The sequence below is a fragment of the Legionella stuttgartensis genome, from assembly GCF_977063405.2.
Window position 1 is genome coordinate 202,823 of record NZ_CDRUHA020000111.1, and the last position, 19,086, is coordinate 221,908.

Genomic DNA, 19,086 nt, shown 5'->3' on the forward strand with positions numbered 1-19,086 from the left:
GGGCAGACTTAAGAATTGGAGTTTAGTATTTAGTATAATGAGGGGACCCGGTTTAAATGAGTTCAGACCGCCGGGATTCCTCTTGACCAGGATCAATTTCTGACATACTTAATAGGAAGAGTGATTTTAAATTCACTCCCTTTTCCTAAAGCACTTTTTATTGTAATCGTTCCGTGGTGTTCCTGAATAATACTATAAGAAATGGATAAACCTAAGCCTGTCCCTTTTCCGACAGGTTTCGTAGTAAAAAAAGGCTCAAACATCTTAGCCATTGTCTCTTTAGTCATTCCCACACCTGTGTCCCGAATACGAATTAAAATGTGATTCTTTTTCTTAGCAGTTGTAATAGTAATTTCCCCATGCTCAGGAATTGCATGTGCTGCATTGGTGAGAATATTCATAAAGACTTGATTGAGTTTTCCGGAGAAACATTCTATTTCAGGAATATCACCATAATTTTTATTAATGATAATTCGGTCGCGAAATTGATTGTGTAATAAGGTTAAGGTTGAATCGATATTCTCGTGAATGTTAACTTGTTTTAGCTCCCCTTCATCAAGACGCGAAAAAGTACGCAAATCCTTTACAATACTTGCAGTACGTCTTGCACCTTCTTCAATACCATCAAGTAAATTATGCGTTTCTTGCAGCGTAAACGACAAATCGATTGCTTCTCTGTATTTTGAAATTTCGAGTAGTTTCTCTTTTATTGATGTTTCAGGGGTAATTTCCTCGTATTTATTTAATAGATTCATTATATCGTCAATATCGTTTTTTAATGGACCGATATTGGCGGAGATAAAATTAACTGGGTTGTTAATCTCATGCGCGATTCCAGCAGTTAATACTCCTAAAGAAGACATTTTTTCTGCTTGAATTAATTGTGTTTTCGCCTTTTTTAAAGTTTCTAATGTCTTATTAAGTTGAATGTTCTTTTTGTTAAGATCCCGTGTACGTTGTTCCACTCGTGATTCCAGTTTGATATTGGCGTGGAGTAATTCTTCTTGTGCTTTTTTTCGTTCGTTTATTACTGCAGACAAGATTAATGTCGTAAAAAATATGACTGCAACAAATGCTTGTAAAAATATTAAGCTACTTGAAATATCCATATAACTGAACTCTTGATAACCATGGATCTCTAACCAGAGTACAGAAATCGAAATGATAAATGCTGTAATTATTGCCAATCGAATACTAAAACGTACAGCAGACCATACACAAAATGGGAGCAAAATATAAGCTAGGGGATAATGCAGTATATAGATCATCACAATCGTGCAGCTTAATAAACCGATTAAGAGCACATACTCAAGAAATAGCTTCAAATTGAATGTAGGTTTACTATCATACCAAGCCATAATAAGGGGAGTTATAACCATAATCCCTACAATGTCACCTATCCACCAAACAAACCAATTATTAATAATTTGTCCGGGTTTAATTAAGTCAAACAACACCAGCGAAGCAATACCTACAGTACAACTGGTAAGAGATATAAGAAAATCACCTCCGAAGATAAAAATTAAAACATCTCTAACTGTATAGAATGGTGTTTTGGTATGAGTATAATGCTGAATCAATTGAGCAGCCCAGATTGCTTGGAGCCCAGCCCCCACTCCTACGAATGCAGATGCAATCCAAGTTTGCCAAGACAACACGTTACCCAGTGTTGCAGTAACGAGTACTTCTGAAATAGCGATCCCTAAAAAAACCTTATTGCCATACCAAAGCACCATAGCCAATGCTGCGCCCGATGGAAGCCAAAGAGGAGTTACTAATGTATGAGGAATCATCCAAATATTACTTGCCACACCCCCTATCGTGTAAATTAAAACGGTGATTATATTGGGGTACCAAAATTGCCACGTTTTTATCGTATTAGCGCTCATGTTTTCTTCCAAGCACTCGATAAAGCTTGATTTTTTCTTCCTTGCCACGAATTACTTGGGGTTCTATTTCTTCAACAAGAATTTCATTTGCAATAGGTTTGTAGGTAGTTTCGCTAATCAATAAAGTATTGGGCTTATTTTTGGTCAGCTCTTCTATGCGTGAAGCAGTATTCACCGTGTCGCCGATGACCGTATATTCCATATGTTCACTAGTACCTACGTTACCAGCGATTACCTCTCCGGTATTTATGCCTATTCCAATAGAGATTTCGCGACCAATTATCTCATGGTATTTCTCATTAAATTCTTGCAATGCATCAATCATTGCTAATCCTGCAAATACAGCATTTAATTGATTATCGATATGTGAAACAGGCGCACCGAATAAAGCTAAAATTCCATCACCAATTAATTTATTAACACTACCATGATGATTACGAATTTTTTGAGTCATTAATTCAAAATAAGCATTCAGTACTTCCACAGATTTTACAGGGCCTAATTTATCTGCTATAGAAGTAAATTGGCGTATGTCCGCAAACATGGCTGAAATAATACGATATTCACCGCGTATCAGAGATTCTTCTCCCTGAGAATTTAAAATTTCATCGACTATATTTTTAGGCACGTATTTTTGAAACAACTCCATAATTCGTTTTTGATATAATACCTCTTGGTTCAGTTTTTCAATCAAAAACAAACGCTCTTTTTCAAGATTCAACATCTTTATACCTGTATCAATATTAATCTTTAAATCAACAGGATCCCATGGCTTCGTTATATAGCGAAAAACTCGCCCCGTATTAATGGCTTTAATAATTGCTTCAACATCAGTAAAACCCGTCAAAATCATTCGAATTGTATGGGGATATTCAGGAATAATGGACTCTAAAAATTGTACACCTGTCATTTCGGGCATTCGTTGGTCCGTAATAACAATTTGAATATTATTATGGCGCATAATATCCATACCTTCGCGTCCTGAAGTAGCAGTATACACATTGAAATGACGACGAAATGTCGCGACAAAGGCAGTAAGATTATGCGCCTCGTCATCAACATAAAGGATATTACATTTTTCTTTATCCATAAAAACTCTTTAGCAGCGAATTAAAAACCCTATAGATATTTATAGTTCATTAGCTATCACTTTGGCCAGTCTTAATGCTTGGAATAAAATGAAATTTTCCACTATCTTTTAACCGCAATTCGCAGCCATTATTGAATTAATTGAGTTTTTTAAGATAAAAATCCATCCAATCTTTAAATCGTTGCAAGCGATCAATTTGAAAATCGGGTCTATCAAGAGAATGGTATTGTTCAGGATAAATGATCAATTCTGTAGGTATATTTTGTGATCTTAAGGCTTGATATAATTGTTCAGAACCGATGCACGGCATATTAAAATCCAAACTGGCGCACATAAACAAAGTAGGGGTTTTAATTTTATTAGCCTTCATTAACGGGTAACTCAGTTTCATATAAATTTGAGGGTTTAACCAAGGTTTTCCTAACTCTGACTCATAATCCAAAGTATATTGATCGACACCATAGTTGCCCAAAACATTGCCGGTCCCTGCTCCGCTGACAGCAGCCTTAAAACGTTGCGTGCTGGCAATAACATAATCCGTAAGCATGCCGCCATAACTCCAACCGCCCACAGCCAATTGATTGGGATCGACAATACCCTTACTAATGGCATAATCCACAGAAGCAAGAACATCTTTAACATCCAGATTGCCCCAATCTGCGTTAATCGCATTAGAAAAATCAAACCCCTTTCCGGAACTTCCTCGTGGATTGGGAGCTATGATGGTATAACCTTGGGCAGCAAGCCACTGCCACTCAAAGTTAAACTCATGACTAAATTGATAAACAGGTCCCCCATGCAAATTTAAAAGCGCCGGATATTGTTTTCCAGGTTTGTAATTTGCCGGTTTGAGCAATAGACCTTCGATCAACGTTCCATCAGCGCTTTTAAACTCAATATTTTCTACAGGACGAAAAATAACCTCATCCAAAAGCTTTTGATTATGGTGGGTTAAGGGTCTCAACGTATTTTCTACTGCAAAGAGTTCGGGTGGATGTTGATCATCCGAAGAGACAACCACAATATGCTGCTTCGCAGTTGCAAATTCACTATCAACCTGTTCTCCTTTAGTTAATGCTTTGACCTCACCTGTAAGTACATCAATCTCGTTCAGATGGGTATTCCTGCTTGTTTCAATTAAGGCATATATTTTTTTACCGTCCTCAGACCATTCAGGTTTTGTAAACCAACGATCTATAGGAGCGACAATTCGTTCTTGATGACTGGCCAATTTAACAATCGCTAGTTGCGTAGGTGCATAGATAGGTGACTTATTATTAAAGCTTAAATAAGTTATTTGAGAATTGTCCGGGCTCCATGAGGGAATCGATTCCCAATCTGGATCCATCCCGGCTCCAGGGAAACGAGTCAATTGTATTGCCTTACCTCCAGTTTTGCTACTTATGACATATACATCTGAATTATAATTCCTATCCGGTTCGGCTCCTCGTTTAGAGACAAATGCGATGTATTCTCCATTGGGTGACCATACTGGAGACCATTCATCATAAGACCCCGGCGTTAGTAACTCAACTTGTTTGCTTTGAAGTGCTATACGATAAAGATGCGTTCTTTTGTCGCAAAGATAACCCTCGGTGTCTTTTTTAAAAAGAAATCGTGTAATGATTATGGGTTTGTTTTTAGAGGCTTTTTCAGTAGGCTCACTGGCAATAAAAGCAAGGTTTTGGGAATCCGGTGACCACGTAAAATCACTTACCTCGTACTGATTATTCGTCAATCTGATAATTTGACCACTTTGTCTATTCAATAACCTGAGACTATCATCGCTATCCGATAAAAAAGCAATCCATTGACCATTAGGGCTCCATTTTGGTAAGTAATTACTGGCTTTCTTATTATTGGTGAGCTGCTTGGAGACCTTGCCATCGTAGGATACTAACCAGATATTTCGTATTGCACTTGTTTTATTAACATTTTCTTCTAAGGTATAAACTATCCATTTTCCATCTGGCGACAAATCAGGCTCACCGACCGTTTTTATCCGCATATAATCACTTAAAAGTGGCAATCTTTGTGCAGACCACCCTCTTTCACCACAAATAAAAGTCAACAGCAATAGAACAAGCTGAAAGCAGACATGTACTTTTTTCAAAATAATTTCCTTTTAGATATACATCTCTGGTAGTCAAAAAACAGCAGAACTAAAATTAAACATACTGGAGATGCGCGAAAGTATCATATCGTCATTGTTTTATATATTAGTTCAAAATTTCATATGTATAGATAAATTGCACAAAAAAAATTCAATAATTTGAATGCTAATTGAATGATTTTTATACGATGTTCTGTCATTACTAATAACAAAAAATATACACTAACCTGCTCACTTTAATTGTTTTTTTGACAAAATAGCCAACATTTCTACCGTATGACAACCAATTCAACAAAAGATTTTTATTGACCAAGTAGGATAATATGTGAGATAACAACGACGATATAAAAAGAACAATAATGCAAATTAAGGATCATTATTGATGAATTTATATCAATGAATAACAGGATCTGTCTCCGCAAGACCAGAAAGAGACAAAATACCAAGGGAGTTATTTTATGAGAGCATATAGAGAATTACGTCATCTTTCGAATCCCATTTATTTATCGCATATAAAGGAAGTTCATTCCTATAACCAACCCAGTTATCTATTGGGAATTTTTTCTGGAAATGGTTGGCGTCATAAAAGTATGGGCAAAACAATAGACCATGTAACAGACCCTAAGCTATATAACGAGTTAAAATCACATGCATCTGAAAATTTAAAATCATGGAAAGAAGAAAAAGTAGAACCACCCAATAAAGTTGAAGTAGTGTGCAAAGATTTTGGGGATGCTGCTTTAGAAGTAACTAAAAAACATGGAAAAATATATCCTATTTTGAATATGGCCAATTCACTGTTTCCGGGAGGAGCTGCTCTAGAAGGAGGAAGTGCTCAGGAAGAAAATATGTGGCATCGTTCATCTTGTGTCCGTTCGTTACTCTCCAAAGGCATTTATTACGATGGAACTCGGAAATGTTTTCTTTATGATGAACAAAGCAGGAGACTCTTAAGCGCGCAAGAAAAAATGAGCCCTGAAGAACTGGAGTCATTAAGCATACGACGCGGAATAAAAGTACCCGAAGCTTATAAAGTATATATGGATGATGAGCCGCAGATTTGCTTTCGTGGACCTGAAATTTTGGTTCCAACAAGTTCTGAAGAACTTGTATCTAGAAAACAGTTTACAGCGGACAGTGCATTGAGTTATTCCTTCCTTCCAAAAAACAAAATATTTCCTTTTTATGAATTGAGAGCAGCAGCTCCTGAGCTTATTGATAGAAAAATTGACTTCAAGGATGAACATTCAGTAAAAGAATATACTCAAGACCTAAGTCGTCGTATCGGTGCACAGCTCGATACTTTAATTCTCAAAGGAAAAACTGATGCAATTATGGGAGCCTGGGGATGCGGAAGCTTTAAAAATGATCCAGAGATTGTTGCCAAGATATATTGTGAAGAAATTGGAAAACGGGCGCAACACTTCCAACATATTGTGTTCCCAATAATAGATATTGAAAATGGGCCTAACTTCCAGGTATTCAAAAAACATTTAGATGGTGTAAAGCTTGGAAATTTAGCAACACAATCAAGTTCCAAAACTCCACTAGAGCCTAATCCCTATGGTATGTATGCTCAAGCACATAAAAAAGGAGCAGTAAAAGAGGAGTCTTCGAATTCATGGAATTGCACTATCTTATAATCAACTAAAATCCATATTCAAAAAACGTTAACAATAGTTCTTGCTCGATAGCACAGCATTTTAACAATCTTGTGCTATCACATGAAAAGAACATCTTCATAAGATTTCTCTATACCCTATCTCATAACTTCTTAAGTAAGAGCAGGTCACTAATTACATAGAATAAACATTCAAAAACTTCTTTTTCTATTCAACAAAACAAAATTTATTTGGTATGATCCTTTTTGAATCACAGGGTCCATTTAATGATTTTAGTGACAATTAGTTGACCCAATAGTTGGAGTATGGATGTGCGATCAAAATTAACACTAATAAATAAAACAATTTTTAATCAACGAGTATTAAAATCCTTGACTCAAACAAGTCATTCTTTTTTTTCAGATAAGCTTGATATAACTTATGCTTCCCTATCATCAAAAGAAATAAAGATAGGTGCCGAGCAACTACATCATAGCCTTCCATCTGGAAGCGACTTCCTTTTCAGAGGAACAGAAGGAACTAAAGAAGTTTTTGAAGCAATGACGAGTAATTATCTTGGGATGTCTTCAGTTCAAAGAAAAAAATCATCAAATCATGATATCGTGAGCTACCTTGTCGATAATGACAGTAAGTACTTTTTTTCTACATCACCCTGCAAATATACAGCAAAACCTTACGCAGCTGGTATATCAATCATTCCATGTCGCGGTTTCATTTGGGTCACTGGACTACCCAAAGTGTATACGATCCCGCAAAAACATTTATTCTTAAACGAGGAATTGTTTGATAATTATACAATAAAGAAAATTAAAGAATTGGAAAAAGAAGAAAAACATTATCCTATAAAGGAAACAGCCGCTGGCAATAATGAAGTAACCATTATTATTGGTGCTACCAAAGATGATAATTGGGCATTAAAAGTTTCTGAAGACGTAATGAAAGTAATTCAAGTACGTGGCCCTGGCCGCTTCCTTGGAAAATTTATGCCTTCAACTGAGATAGTACACGTCCAAGATATAGAAAATCCAGATTTCAAAAAAAGAGTGTGGTCTCTTGAAGTAGTATTCTCAGATGGCAGAACTAGTGAAGACTTTGAACGAATGAATAAAAGAGCCCGGGAATTAGGTTTAATAGGAATTCACGAGCGCTTGTTAACCATTCATGATGCAGCAAGCGTAGTGGATTCTGAGGAATTAGAAGAATTAAATACTCGCTACAGAATACCAACCACCCTTAGAGTGGCGAAGGTCCATAAAGATATTCCTTTAGGACTTAAAGACCCATTAATTCAATGCATAGCGGCTGAAATTAGAGGCAACAAAACCTTAGAGGAAATTGTACGAAGAGGTAGTGCGCATACTCTATGAACGAATCATCGCGCATCAAGCAGCTCCTTTTCTAAATCACAAGAAAAAGACAAAGTAAATAATCGCAATTTTCATTTCCAAATAGCTAGAATAACACCTTGCTCAAATGACTATTCTAGCTAACAAAATAACATTATTTAATGAAACTCATAGGCCAAATTCAATCAAAGTGAACAACTTAAGCTACTTTCCTGCGTTATAAAAATATATGCTATATTTTAAATCATATAGATCTTAAATTATTCACCCGGGGATCAATTGGCCCATAATTACTTCCATAAAAGCTTATTTATAGAACTCTCAGTAATTATTTGGTACCAAATAATATAGGAGTACCCTAACATGCGAAGATTACTACAGACCCCAGTAGCTAGATCTGGTTTTAATCAAAGTGTATTATCTTCATTGTCTCTACGACGTGGTGGACTTTTTACTCCCGATAAGTTGGATCCAGCATACCCTTTGTTAACGCCACAAGAAATAGATGAAGGAATAGCTCAGTTACATGAAAGTTTACCCTCAGATAAAGACTTTCTTTATAGAGGAACTGAAGGGAGTAAAGAAGTTTATGAAGCGATGTCTAGCAACTATCTTGGGATGTCTTCAATGCAAAAAAGAAAAACACCAAGTATCGATCTTGTTCGCTACCTTATAGACAATGACAGTAAATTTTTCTTTTCTACCAGTCCCTGTAAATATACTGTACAACCTTATGCAGCAGGCATATCAATCATTCCATGTCGGGGTTTCATTTGGGTCACAGGAATGCCTAAAGTGTTTACCCGCCCACAAAAGCATTTATATTTGAATGAAGAACTGTTTGATAGCTATAGTCAAAAAACAATCGAAGCCTCAAAAAGTGGAGAAAAATACCATTCTATAAAAAACACAGCAGCTGCTAATAATGAAGTAACTGTGGTCATTGGATCAGGAAAAGATGACAATTGGGCATTCAAAGTTTCAGAAGATGTAGCAAAAATAGTGCAAGTAAGGGGCCCTGGTCGTTTTTTAAAAAATTTTATGCCTTCAAGTGAGATTTTACATGTACAAGACTGGACCAATCCTGGCTTCAAAAAAAGAGTTTGGTCTCTTGAAATAGTATTCTCTAACGGAGTTACTATGAAAGATTTCGAAAAAATGAATGAAAAAGCTCGAGAATTAGGTTTAATAGGGCGGGACGAACGTTTATTAACTCTTTTTGATGCAAGCAGCGTAGCAGACTCAGACGAGTTAGAGGAGTTAAATTCTAATTATAGGGTCTCCGAGACTCATACCGTGGCAAAAGTCCATAAATCCATAGCTATTGGCGACAAAGCCCCTCTTCTCGATTGCATAACCCATGAAATTAGGAGTTCACAAACGTTAGAAGAAATTGCACGAACAAGCAGCTCACAAACTTTATAAGTGAACACTAAGAGGAATGGTCTCTCCTCTATTTCATGCTGTTAAATTTATTTGATAGTTCAATTAGCTATTCACGCGGACTATGATTTTCAATGTCCAAGTAAACCGTATAAAAATCATTTGAAAATAAGATTTATAGGCTCTTCTTAATGAAGAGCCTTTTAAAGGTTAGTGTACCAGAACATAACGACCATTTTGTAACATATAACGATGACCATTATGATTAACATATTGTGGTTTTGCTTTGTAAACTGTATGTCCAGTTACTACTCCAACTCCAGTATCAACTACCTTACCAACTCCATGACCTACTGCAGCACCAGTATCAGCTATAAACCCCACCCCGGTACCCACCACATTAGCACCATATTTTACACCGGCGCCTACCGTTGAGTTACTGTACTGACTGGCTTGGTTCATTGTATTGCAACCAACTAGACTTAAAGACATGAGCAATGCTGAGGATGTAAGTATTAATTTCATTATTCTCTCCTTAAACAACAAAAATGACCTCTATATGTATATATAGTTTATAAATTGGACATTTGATAGTGATTTTTTGAGAAAAAAATTTATTAACTCATGAAAAAATCAAGAAAATTAATCAAAAATTTCAAATTTTTTAAAATTAAGTTGCAGTATTTGGATTGAAATTTCGCGTTTTATTTAAGGTAATCAGTGGGAAAAACAACATCTTTAGTAGGTAATACATTCAATCAAAATCGATCAATTCAATGTATTACCTAAAATTCTTTTTATTAGAAGTCATCTTGATAAGAATCAGGGAGATTTTCTTGGAAGTTCCTAAAATTTTCTTCCGCTTCATCTTTTTTTGCAATGTTATAACAATCCTTTCGCTCCGCAGGATCTTGTATGCTTTCACAATCATTATTATTTGGATTTACAGCATTAACAGCAAATGCATTCAATGAACATAATGCCAAAATAAGAACTAATTTTTTCATAATTGACTCATAAATTTATTATTTTTGTTAGAACAATCATACCGAATTCAGACAATAAAATATATGTAAAATATCTTAATAAGCTCATCTAACACTCTGCTTGTCATAGAAACATCACTGTAAATGATTTCCTCTAAACACCCAAACATATTTCCACCCCACATGTCATTAGACGTAAAGGGGTTAGTAACTTGTCCTAGGTCGCGCCAAAGCGACACCCGGGCTCCTGTCATTGGACCTGCACCCAGGCTACATGCTTCACTTAATGCCTACATTTATCCCTCTTAGTAGTATTCTACAAATCAAATAGGAAGAAACAGATTATTAGAAGCATCAACTGGCGATGTCTTAAGTATTGATTTATAAACCCATCCAGTAAAAGGCCGAATCCAACCCATCTCGGCCGGTTTTTAATTGCTTCTGTTGCGATTCATCAAATACTAATTGCTCTGCAGCGGTAACTGCTGCATAGGGTATGGGCTTAACCGCTGCGGTGAAAAATGTATTGTGATTAGCATCTCCAAATAAACTGGTATCTTGCGGTAACTTTTTCATTTTTTCAGTAATCTGAGTTAGGTGCGCTTCTAACGATTCAGCTTTTGAAATTACCTCAGTTGCAAAATGATAGGTGCCATACAATCCAGCGAATACAAGAGGTAAACTAATAATTATCGGTATCGCAGTAAATAGCAATACTAACCCTGTAGTTACTCCTAATAAAGATAATACGGTATTACAACTATTATCAGTAATAGATAATACCTGCTGGTTGAAAGCTGAAATTTCTTTAATGAACGAAGCTAGGCCTTCTTTTTTTTTGTCAAAGTTAATATCGACATAAATACTATTATTATGACTTTGTTTTCCATGCATTGCACTGAGATGATCAAGCATTTGATCAATAATATAAATTAGATCTGAAACATTTCCTTTACGTATATAGGCCATAACAATATTATAAAGTGCTTTCGACCAGTTAGGTTGGGAATTAATAAATTCTCGAGAGTAAATATTTAATTGTCTTGTAAAGTCAGTGGATATTTCCCCAATTTTTATAGGTTTATCATTTTTCCAAGGAAGCAAACTCGAGTATTGCGGCAATCCCTCAGCAAACGATTTATTTCTTGCTGTCAGGGTATTTAGCAAACTGACATACATATAAAATTTACCAAAATGGTCGGTATCTTGATTTTCAATCTGTTGACATAAGAACGCTAATTGACTTGATGGCATTTTTGACTCTCTGTAAAAAAAAAATGATAATATAATAATGTAAATTAATAGTCACTTTTTTTGCGATGTAAGATATTTCTTGGTCTATTTACAGTCTTCCCTCGAGCAGCACAAGAATGTTTTGCTATTTTTTGAAATTTTTTATTGAAGCGGCAGTTGAAAACACGAAGCAATGATTGGTATTCATTATCTTATTAAGGTAATCCTAGGTACTGATTATCTTTCATCGGCTATTGGGTATACTCCACATTCTAAGATAGAATAAAATTTTAAACGATACTCATGGAATGAATAAAATTTTAAAGCGAGTAATAGGTTTATACTGCTGCTCCTTAACTCTTTATGCAGCTACTTTTCCTCAAAAATCAATCAGTTACTCTACTGGAATCGGCTCACCAATAACTACTGCCACCGCCGATACCATGGATAAAGGGCAAGTAGGGATAAGTTACCGAGTAGAATATTATCCCAGTATCCCCCTTTCTAATACTGTACTCTTGCAACATCCTTTAGCTGAAAATCAGAAGTATAACTTGACGAATTATATTTTGGCTTTTTATGGGCTAGAAGAGAATATAACCATTGGAGCTAGCCTTCCCTATGTTATCAATTCATCCATTTCTGCGGTTGCTATTAATGAGGAAACAAATATTAAAAGCATTATTCAATTAGGAAATTCTTCTGGCATAGGCGATACCAATGTCTTTTCTCTGTGGCGATTGCTGGATGAGGAAAAGCATCCTGCTTCCCTGGCTTTACTCTCAGGAATTAATACTCCAACAGGTAAAACCACAGTAAGAGATAACTATGGTGTACTCTTTTCTGCTGCTGATCAACCGGGAAGCGGTGCCTGGACTCCATTTGCTGGGATTATTATTTCTAAACAATTTAAAAAGCTCTCACTAAGTTCCAATTTAATATATACGCAAAGTACGGAGGGTACACAGCAGACGACCCTAGGCTCCTTGTGGGATTATAATTTTGGGACTGTTATAGAGCTTTATAAAAGTGAACAGAAAAAATTACACATTGATGGAATTATAGAAATTAATGGGGAATATGCCGCAAAGGACAATATCGAGGGATTAATCGATCCGAACAGCGGTGGAAATAGTATTTTTTTATTACCGGGTTTAAGGATAAATTTAGGTGCTAACATTTCCTGTTATTTAGGTGTGAATATCCCTGTAATACAATACTTTTATGGAACCCAAGTGAAAAGTGCGTATGGGCTGACTGGAGGCATCGATTTCAGTAGTAATACTTGATATAACCTTACTATCTCAAAATATAATCATGGGTGTTTTACAATTGATTTCTAATAATTGGCAATTGTAATGCGGTTGTAATTAGCTCACTGCGGCTATGACAGTTGAGCTTATTTTTAGCTGAATTAAGATGATCTTCAACTGTTCTTGGCGATAAATTTAATTGTTGACCAATTTGTTTTATTGTCATGCCTTTAACCAAATAAGATAAGCATGTAATTTGTTTCGTGGTGAGTTGATTATTTGTATTTTGATCATGAACGTTGATATCCACAGTGCGTGGCATAATAACCGGTATTGTCTCTTGTATCGTCGTAAATAATGAAACATCACCATCTATCAAAAAGGATATTCCCACGACCCCAATGATTTTACCTTGTCGCGTATACAATGGTGCTTTACGGCTAAGATAATGCTGAAAGGAACCATTAAGCTGGACTGTCTCTATAAACGTTTTTGCTTTATTCTGTTGCATTATCTCCGCGTCATTTTTCATGAGTATAGGAGCTTGGTCTTTCCATAATAAGTCAGAATCCATTTTCCCCTTCATATCGGGCATCTTGTTAAGACATAACATATTCTGATTGCAGTCTAAATAACGTCCTTTTTTATCTTTCACATAGATATTCGCCAGAGTAGTATCTAGGATATTGTCTATACCTACAGTTGTTGAAGTTCCTGAATGCAGATAGTGGGATAGTGTATGCATTACATTAATACATCGATAATAATTTATTAACATTATTATATGATAATGAGCAACTTGTGTACAGAGCCCCCCCCCTTATACGCAAATGCTAACACCCTAACCCTCTCCCGCATGCGAGAGGGTTAGGGTGAGGGGCTACCAAGGCCAACCTTACTAAGAGCCAACCCCAACCGAATCAGAAACATTAACAATCACTGATAAAGTACGCCCCAACCCCCACATACATCCAAGACAGATAAACGGAAAGAACATATGCGTCATTGAAATATTACTGAAATAAAAGACTTGAAAAAAAATAGAAAAACACATTAAGACTAATCCAAACAAAATAGTACACAATGATCCTAAAGGTTCAACTGGCTTTCCTACAAAAAAGGCTAATAAAAAAATATAAATTGAGATAGCAAATAAGATACGCTCAAATTTCTCTTGAATATTACACCAGTAGATAGGCTCAAAAAATAAGGTAACCATACCTAATAGTCCAGCTAAAAAGACAAACACTACTAGAGCCTTACCCTGTTCTTTTTTAGAAAATAATTGAATCAATCCATTCATTTGGTACGTTTTAATCTTTTTTAAGTATCTTCTTATTTTGTTATTAATTTAAAATTTTGAATACCGTATTGATCACGGTGTTTATTGGAGTGTCATGCCTTATAAATAATATTCTGGATGCACCACTAAAAGCCACGCCTTGCTTTTTTATTTAACAAATTTGTAATCGCAAGAGAGCTTATTGAGCAAAATGGAATTCCTTTAATAGGTACTATAATTATTTATAATAATTATTTTAAGTTATAAAATTTATAATTTATTATTTCAATAGATTGATTTTTTGACTCGTTGGTGGTGAGCTTATTTAAGTATGGAAGCTCGAATATTTTAGTGAAAATAAACTAACTATTAGGGATAGATAAATGCACTTTGAGTCTTTTAGTCGGGAAGAATTACAAGATTTTATTTTCCAATTTGAACAAGCACTCTACAATCATCACCAATGGTATAACTCAATTATACGTTCTCTTATTTGTAGATTACCCCCTGATCGGCATGACATGGGTTCCAGTGCACATAAAGAATGTCGATTCGGACAATGGTATTATGAAACTGCTTTCAAGAGGTTAAATCAACATCCAGGATTTATTGCACTGGGAGAAGTGCATCTGCAAATGCATAAAGCAGCAGCCACTCTATTAATCGCCATAAGTAAAGGCAATCCGGTACTACCTCATGATTATGATCTTTTTTCAAATAACATGGAAAAATTGCATCTTGAAATTTCGACAATGCAACGAGAATTAAGTGAATTACTTTACAACCGTGACCCATTAACGGGCTCGATCAATCGAAATAATATGTTACCCATGTTACGAGAGCAACAAGAATTAGTTAATCGACAAATCCAATTATGCAGCATAGTAATGGTCGATTTAGATCGCTTTAAAGAAATTAATGATAAATATGGACATGCTGCGGGTGATAGCGTATTAGCTTCCGTATGTCGATTCATTATGCAGAATATGCGCCCATACGACAAAATTTTTCGGGTTGGCGGCGATGAATTTTTACTTTGCTATCAAAATACTAATAACGAACTGGCCCTTGAGATTACTGAACGTATTCGGATAGGAATTTCTTCACTTAAAATTAATATTAACCACAATAAAACTGTACATTTAACTGCTTCATTTGGTATATCGCATCTTAAAACAGGCATTACAATTGAAGAATCAATTGAAAACGCGGACAAGGCTCTTTATAAAGCAAAAGAAGAGGGACGAAATTGCGTTCGAGTTTTTGGCTCATGAGCATTTGCAACTTTTGCTCAGAGGTATCGCTTAGGTAAAGCAATGAAAAAAAAATCATGGTTTAATATCTTCTATTCGATTAGGCACCCCATTGCTATTCTTTGTACCCTACTCGGTTTCTTTATCATTCAGTACGTAACATTGCTGTTGTATATAAAGCCTTATCAACCACTAGATATCTTAAAACTATGTCAGATGTTATGGCATTCAAACAGTTTGTTTTTACAAATGATTTTGATATTTAATGTATTTATTAAACCACTGTTCATTTATTTCCTGGTGATTTTTTTATTTTATTGTTTTAAAAATAAAAACCTATAAATTTCTCACTCCTTTGTTCCTCAAAAATAAATTCTTTGGAATAGCTTCGAATCATAGCAAGTAGCAACTGCTCAAGACAGTTGCCATCTTCTGCGACAATTTTAGCTTGGTAATTTTCGGAAGCTTACGGCGATGCGGTTCCAGCTATTAATGGTAATAATCGCCATAGTCAGATCAATGAGCTCTTTTTCACTGAAACAAGTCAATACTTCATTGTAAAGCTCATCAGGAACGTGGGTCTCTGATAATAAAGTAACTGATTCAGTCCAAGCTAAAGCAGCGCGTTCACGGGTAGTAAAAAAAGGAGACTCTCTCCATACAACCAGTGCATGGAGACGGCGCTCAGACTCCCCTGCTTTTTTGGCATCAGCACTGTGCATATCAACACAATAAGCACAGCCGTTAATTTGTGACGCACGTAGTCTAACCAGCTCCAGAAGAGATCGTTCTATTCCACTATTCACAACATACTGTTCAAGACCTAAAATCGCCTTAACCGCGTTAGGAGCAAACTTAGTATAATCAATCCGTGTATGCATTATCATTCTCCCTAAATTTTAATCGGATAAATTCTTCCTATAATTTATAGCATGGCCATTGACCATAAGGCGAAAATAAATGGAATCATGGCTGCAAAATAATAAATACAGCATTAGGGTAATGGCGCATCATATCATAAAACTCAGATTAGCCTTCTCACTACTACTCTTGCTATAAGCCATATAAAAAAATAAAGTAGTGGTATATTCTTGTTTAGGAAAATTACATGGATTCACTTCATTGGTACTCAAGCAAAAACCCTGAACGCTTATTCCTATTTTTTATTCTATTCTTTTCTAGAAGCCTATTTGCTAACGATACTGCTTTAGGCGGAAATGGATCCTTACCTATCCCTGTTTCTCAACCTGATATAAAAATGGTTAAAGAAGTAATTACAATAACAGGAAAGCAATTAAATAATTCCGAGTGGAATGGTTCCTGGATTTACAGTTGTGATTTCCAATTTAAAAATACATTAAACCAAAAAATCAAAGTATCTATGGGCTTTCCTTTTCCAATAAATAATGGAATGAGTGCGGTAGCACTCCCCAAGGGTCAAAAAACCAGTGAAGGAAAAGCGCTGGTTTATAACTTCCAAGTTCGAGTTGATAATACTCCTGTTTTTTCCCATAAAGAAAAAATCGCTCCTAATGAGGATAAAGGGTTACATTATGATGAGGCATATGTATGGGACGCTATGTTCCCAGCTTTGGCAACCGTTAACATTCACCATAATTATGAAACGGGCGCAACTTATGATGTGATGGGTTATCACTGGGTGTCCTATGTGCTCAAAACCGGAGTACTATGGCGTGATAATACCATTGGCCATACCCAACTAGAGGTCATTCCCAACACCCCCACACGATTATGTTCTGAGATAGATCCTAAATCAGAATATCTTATACCTAAGCCTGCCGGTATAAAGATTATGGGTAATGGCAAAGATAGGAAATATGTATGGAACTTGGCTCATTTCCAACCCAAAGCCGATTTACTACTGTGCTTATACACCCCCAAAAGCTATGTGCGTCATACAATGATTTATCCCATATTAAACGCAGAGAATCCCGTGAATTCTTTATCAAAATTAAGTAGTAAAGAATTACAGATTCTTCGTAATACCATTTATGCCCAATATGGGCGGCAATTCAATTCGCCGAACTTACAAAACTACTTTAAAAAGCAATGGTGGTATGAAATTAATCCCGATTATGCAGATGCTATGTTGACTAAAGAAGATAAAAAATTATTATCAATAATTAATCAGCTGAATGAACAATGAACTGAACCCCTGAATATACAATCCGATACCATCTAATGTTCATTGCTTTCTTTTCGCGCGTCGTTCTTCGTCTTCATCCGACTCAGAACGTTCGTGTTTTTTGGTCTGATTTGCAAGAGGCTCTTTAACACCGCTTTTATGCTGGAAAAACTCCATCCAACCGGTATAAACTCCTGGATTCTGTGGCGCGGATATTTTCATCCGTACACTGGGTCCCCACATCGATGATATATAGCGCTCATCAGAGAGCATTGATAATTCATCAATTGTAAAAGGAGTATTACCGCCGACCTCTCCATAACTTTCAGCCATTATGGAGAAATACTCCATACAACGCTCATAAATTCTTTCATCCGAAATATCAATCTCAGAATAATCAGGCAATTTATCTGCCTTGGCCATTTTTTCTTTGGAACGTAAAACCATTTCATAAGCAGCTTTGTAATGACTGTCCAGCATATACGTTTGAAGATTTGGCAATCCAAGCTCTTTACCAAAACATAATAATAGAGAATTAAAAACAAAAGGAGAGCGACAACTAAAACTAAATTGCTTTGAATCCAAAGGGGCATTAGAAGAACGTTCAGAATCCTCTACAGAATCTAATCCCATTTCCCAAAGACTTAGACCATTTTTTGATTTTACCGAAACTAAAATATGTAACAAGTGAACAAAATCAAGTTTCTTTTCTGACTTAATATTTAAATCAATATCACCCTTTTCTACCGCCTTGGCAAACGCCTCAAGCAAGAGTCGATGAGTATAAGAACCATGTAAAAGAACACGATTAACTTGTTTATTTTCATTAAAAAGCTGGCCACTTGAAACGATGCGATCAGCTATCATGCTGCTGACATAGCCAATAAACTTAACTATAAATCCATGTTTATTTACATCACGTAAACCCTCACGTTCTAATAATATTGCATCCAGCATTCTTCCCTTTTTCAAAGGTTGGTAGTTAGGTGGAGGAGCACCTGGAATGAAGTTTCCTCTCCCCGCAATTAAATAAGTAGGAAGTGAATTTTGCTGTGAAGGCAAATTTGGACTTGCTTGCATTTGTTTTCCCAATACTTCATCCAAATCTTTGAGATGATGGGTAACTTTCAACGGATCATAAGCAAAACGTATGAGTTGATTAGCAATGTTAACTATTTCATCGGAAGTTAAATCTTTTAATAAAAATTCAGGGATATTTAAATCATCCGCTTTGACAGTTGGCGGCGGTGCCTTAGGTGCTTGAATCGTGATCTGCTCTTTATCCACCTTGAAATTTGGCTCTATCGCACATTTATCAAAAAAATCCACACTCTTATAAGTAGGATCTTGAGCTAATTTCTTTACCTGCCTGGTCACAGCAACGCCAGTGGAATCAGTCATCGGCAAATCATTCTCATCGCGACTAATCATTTATTACCCCAATAATTAATTGCTCGTTACACCATTAATTATAGGAGATGATTCAAATA

Annotated in this window: 16 protein-coding genes; 6 read left to right on the plus strand and 10 right to left on the minus strand. The window is 35.8% G+C overall.

Annotated elements, in window-relative coordinates:
* Nucleotides 1–92: 92 nt before the first annotated feature.
* The 3 genes from ACWTEW_RS38385 to ACWTEW_RS38395 all read right to left on the minus strand — a co-directional run bounded on the left by ACWTEW_RS38385 (nucleotide 93) and on the right by ACWTEW_RS38395 (nucleotide 4,987).
* Nucleotides 93–1,889, minus strand: a complete 1,797-nt coding sequence (locus tag ACWTEW_RS38385) for an MASE1 domain-containing protein (protein ID WP_454783238.1) — start codon at nucleotides 1,887–1,889, stop codon at nucleotides 93–95.
* A complete protein-coding gene (locus ACWTEW_RS38390; protein WP_454783239.1) occupies nucleotides 1,879–2,979 on the minus strand; it encodes an adenylate/guanylate cyclase domain-containing protein in 1,101 nt (366 codons plus the stop codon). The genes ACWTEW_RS38385 and ACWTEW_RS38390 overlap by 11 nt, the downstream gene beginning before the upstream one ends.
* Before the next feature lie 136 nt (nucleotides 2,980–3,115).
* Nucleotides 3,116–4,987, minus strand: coding sequence for a S9 family peptidase (locus ACWTEW_RS38395; RefSeq protein ID WP_454783285.1), 1,872 nt, complete (start codon nucleotides 4,985–4,987; stop codon nucleotides 3,116–3,118).
* Nucleotides 4,988–5,550: 563 nt separating this feature from the next.
* Between ACWTEW_RS38395 and ACWTEW_RS38400 the strand changes: the two genes are divergently transcribed.
* From ACWTEW_RS38400 to ACWTEW_RS38410, 3 genes are all read left to right on the plus strand, one after another.
* Nucleotides 5,551–6,735, plus strand: coding sequence for a poly(ADP-ribose) glycohydrolase domain-containing protein (locus ACWTEW_RS38400; protein WP_454783240.1), 1,185 nt, complete (start codon nucleotides 5,551–5,553; stop codon nucleotides 6,733–6,735).
* Between the two features lie 290 nt (nucleotides 6,736–7,025).
* Nucleotides 7,026–8,081, plus strand: coding sequence for a hypothetical protein (locus ACWTEW_RS38405; RefSeq protein WP_454783241.1), 1,056 nt, complete (start codon nucleotides 7,026–7,028; stop codon nucleotides 8,079–8,081).
* 342 nt (nucleotides 8,082–8,423) lie between these two features.
* The gene (locus ACWTEW_RS38410) at nucleotides 8,424–9,485 is read left to right on the plus strand and encodes a hypothetical protein (RefSeq protein ID WP_454783242.1); all 1,062 of its coding nucleotides are present in this window, start codon (nucleotides 8,424–8,426) and stop codon (nucleotides 9,483–9,485) included.
* Nucleotides 9,486–9,653: 168 nt separating this feature from the next.
* Here the strand turns inward: ACWTEW_RS38410 and ACWTEW_RS38415 are convergent, their stop codons facing one another.
* From ACWTEW_RS38415 to ACWTEW_RS38425, 3 genes are all read right to left on the minus strand, one after another.
* Nucleotides 9,654–9,968, minus strand: coding sequence for a hypothetical protein (locus ACWTEW_RS38415; RefSeq protein WP_454783243.1), 315 nt, complete (start codon nucleotides 9,966–9,968; stop codon nucleotides 9,654–9,656).
* 275 nt (nucleotides 9,969–10,243) lie between these two features.
* Nucleotides 10,244–10,450, minus strand: coding sequence for a hypothetical protein (locus tag ACWTEW_RS38420; RefSeq protein WP_454783244.1), 207 nt, complete (start codon nucleotides 10,448–10,450; stop codon nucleotides 10,244–10,246).
* 360 nt (nucleotides 10,451–10,810) lie between these two features.
* Nucleotides 10,811–11,683 (minus strand): hypothetical protein, encoded by an 873-nt coding sequence (locus ACWTEW_RS38425; protein WP_454783245.1) that lies wholly within the window; start codon nucleotides 11,681–11,683, stop codon nucleotides 10,811–10,813.
* 287 nt (nucleotides 11,684–11,970) lie between these two features.
* Between ACWTEW_RS38425 and ACWTEW_RS38430 the strand changes: the two genes are divergently transcribed.
* Nucleotides 11,971–12,951, plus strand: coding sequence for a transporter (locus tag ACWTEW_RS38430; protein ID WP_454783246.1), 981 nt, complete (start codon nucleotides 11,971–11,973; stop codon nucleotides 12,949–12,951).
* Between the two features lie 37 nt (nucleotides 12,952–12,988).
* Here the strand turns inward: ACWTEW_RS38430 and ACWTEW_RS38435 are convergent, their stop codons facing one another.
* Nucleotides 12,989–13,660: a helix-turn-helix transcriptional regulator gene (locus ACWTEW_RS38435; RefSeq protein WP_454783247.1), complete on the minus strand. Its 672-nt coding sequence runs from the start codon at nucleotides 13,658–13,660 to the stop codon at nucleotides 12,989–12,991.
* Nucleotides 13,661–13,813: 153 nt separating this feature from the next.
* Nucleotides 13,814–14,218 carry a hypothetical protein gene (locus ACWTEW_RS38440; protein WP_454783248.1) on the minus strand — a complete coding sequence of 135 codons (405 nt, stop codon included), beginning with the start codon at nucleotides 14,216–14,218 and terminating at the stop codon, nucleotides 13,814–13,816.
* A gap of 362 nt (nucleotides 14,219–14,580) precedes the next feature.
* Between ACWTEW_RS38440 and ACWTEW_RS38445 the strand changes: the two genes are divergently transcribed.
* Nucleotides 14,581–15,471 (plus strand): diguanylate cyclase, encoded by an 891-nt coding sequence (locus ACWTEW_RS38445; RefSeq protein WP_454783249.1) that lies wholly within the window; start codon nucleotides 14,581–14,583, stop codon nucleotides 15,469–15,471.
* A gap of 422 nt (nucleotides 15,472–15,893) precedes the next feature.
* Here ACWTEW_RS38445 and ACWTEW_RS38450 read toward each other — a convergent pair whose 3' ends face one another.
* Nucleotides 15,894–16,331, minus strand: a complete 438-nt coding sequence (locus ACWTEW_RS38450) for a carboxymuconolactone decarboxylase family protein (protein ID WP_454783250.1) — start codon at nucleotides 16,329–16,331, stop codon at nucleotides 15,894–15,896.
* Nucleotides 16,332–16,558: 227 nt separating this feature from the next.
* Here ACWTEW_RS38450 and ACWTEW_RS38455 point away from each other — a divergent pair, with 227 nt between their 5' ends.
* Nucleotides 16,559–17,617 carry a YARHG domain-containing protein gene (locus ACWTEW_RS38455; protein WP_454783251.1) on the plus strand — a complete coding sequence of 353 codons (1,059 nt, stop codon included), beginning with the start codon at nucleotides 16,559–16,561 and terminating at the stop codon, nucleotides 17,615–17,617.
* Between the two features lie 39 nt (nucleotides 17,618–17,656).
* On the opposite strand, the gene ACWTEW_RS38460 is transcribed toward ACWTEW_RS38455, so the two are convergent.
* Nucleotides 17,657–19,027, minus strand: coding sequence for a hypothetical protein (locus tag ACWTEW_RS38460; protein WP_454783252.1), 1,371 nt, complete (start codon nucleotides 19,025–19,027; stop codon nucleotides 17,657–17,659).
* Between the last annotated feature and the right edge of the window lie 59 nt (nucleotides 19,028–19,086).

Excerpts from the sequence above, each read along its gene's own strand:
- ACWTEW_RS38415 (WP_454783243.1), bottom strand. The coding sequence starts at position 9,968 with ATGAAATTAATACTTACATCCTCAGCATTGCTCATGTCTTTAAGTCTA.
- ACWTEW_RS38450 (WP_454783250.1), bottom strand. The coding sequence starts at position 16,331 with ATGCATACACGGATTGATTATACTAAGTTTGCTCCTAACGCGGTTAAG.
- ACWTEW_RS38445 (WP_454783249.1), top strand. The coding sequence starts at position 14,581 with ATGCACTTTGAGTCTTTTAGTCGGGAAGAATTACAAGATTTTATTTTC.
- ACWTEW_RS38425 (WP_454783245.1), bottom strand. The coding sequence starts at position 11,683 with ATGCCATCAAGTCAATTAGCGTTCTTATGTCAACAGATTGAAAATCAA.
- ACWTEW_RS38430 (WP_454783246.1), top strand. The coding sequence starts at position 11,971 with ATGAATAAAATTTTAAAGCGAGTAATAGGTTTATACTGCTGCTCCTTA.
- ACWTEW_RS38385 (WP_454783238.1), bottom strand. The coding sequence starts at position 1,889 with ATGAGCGCTAATACGATAAAAACGTGGCAATTTTGGTACCCCAATATA.
- ACWTEW_RS38455 (WP_454783251.1), top strand. The coding sequence starts at position 16,559 with ATGGATTCACTTCATTGGTACTCAAGCAAAAACCCTGAACGCTTATTC.
- ACWTEW_RS38390 (WP_454783239.1), bottom strand. The coding sequence starts at position 2,979 with ATGGATAAAGAAAAATGTAATATCCTTTATGTTGATGACGAGGCGCAT.
- ACWTEW_RS38460 (WP_454783252.1), bottom strand. The coding sequence starts at position 19,027 with ATGATTAGTCGCGATGAGAATGATTTGCCGATGACTGATTCCACTGGC.
- ACWTEW_RS38395 (WP_454783285.1), bottom strand. The coding sequence starts at position 4,987 with ATGCGGATAAAAACGGTCGGTGAGCCTGATTTGTCGCCAGATGGAAAA.
- ACWTEW_RS38410 (WP_454783242.1), top strand. The coding sequence starts at position 8,424 with ATGCGAAGATTACTACAGACCCCAGTAGCTAGATCTGGTTTTAATCAA.
- ACWTEW_RS38435 (WP_454783247.1), bottom strand. The coding sequence starts at position 13,660 with ATGCATACACTATCCCACTATCTGCATTCAGGAACTTCAACAACTGTA.
- ACWTEW_RS38400 (WP_454783240.1), top strand. The coding sequence starts at position 5,551 with ATGAGAGCATATAGAGAATTACGTCATCTTTCGAATCCCATTTATTTA.
- ACWTEW_RS38440 (WP_454783248.1), bottom strand. The coding sequence starts at position 14,218 with ATGAATGGATTGATTCAATTATTTTCTAAAAAAGAACAGGGTAAGGCT.
- ACWTEW_RS38420 (WP_454783244.1), bottom strand. The coding sequence starts at position 10,450 with ATGAAAAAATTAGTTCTTATTTTGGCATTATGTTCATTGAATGCATTT.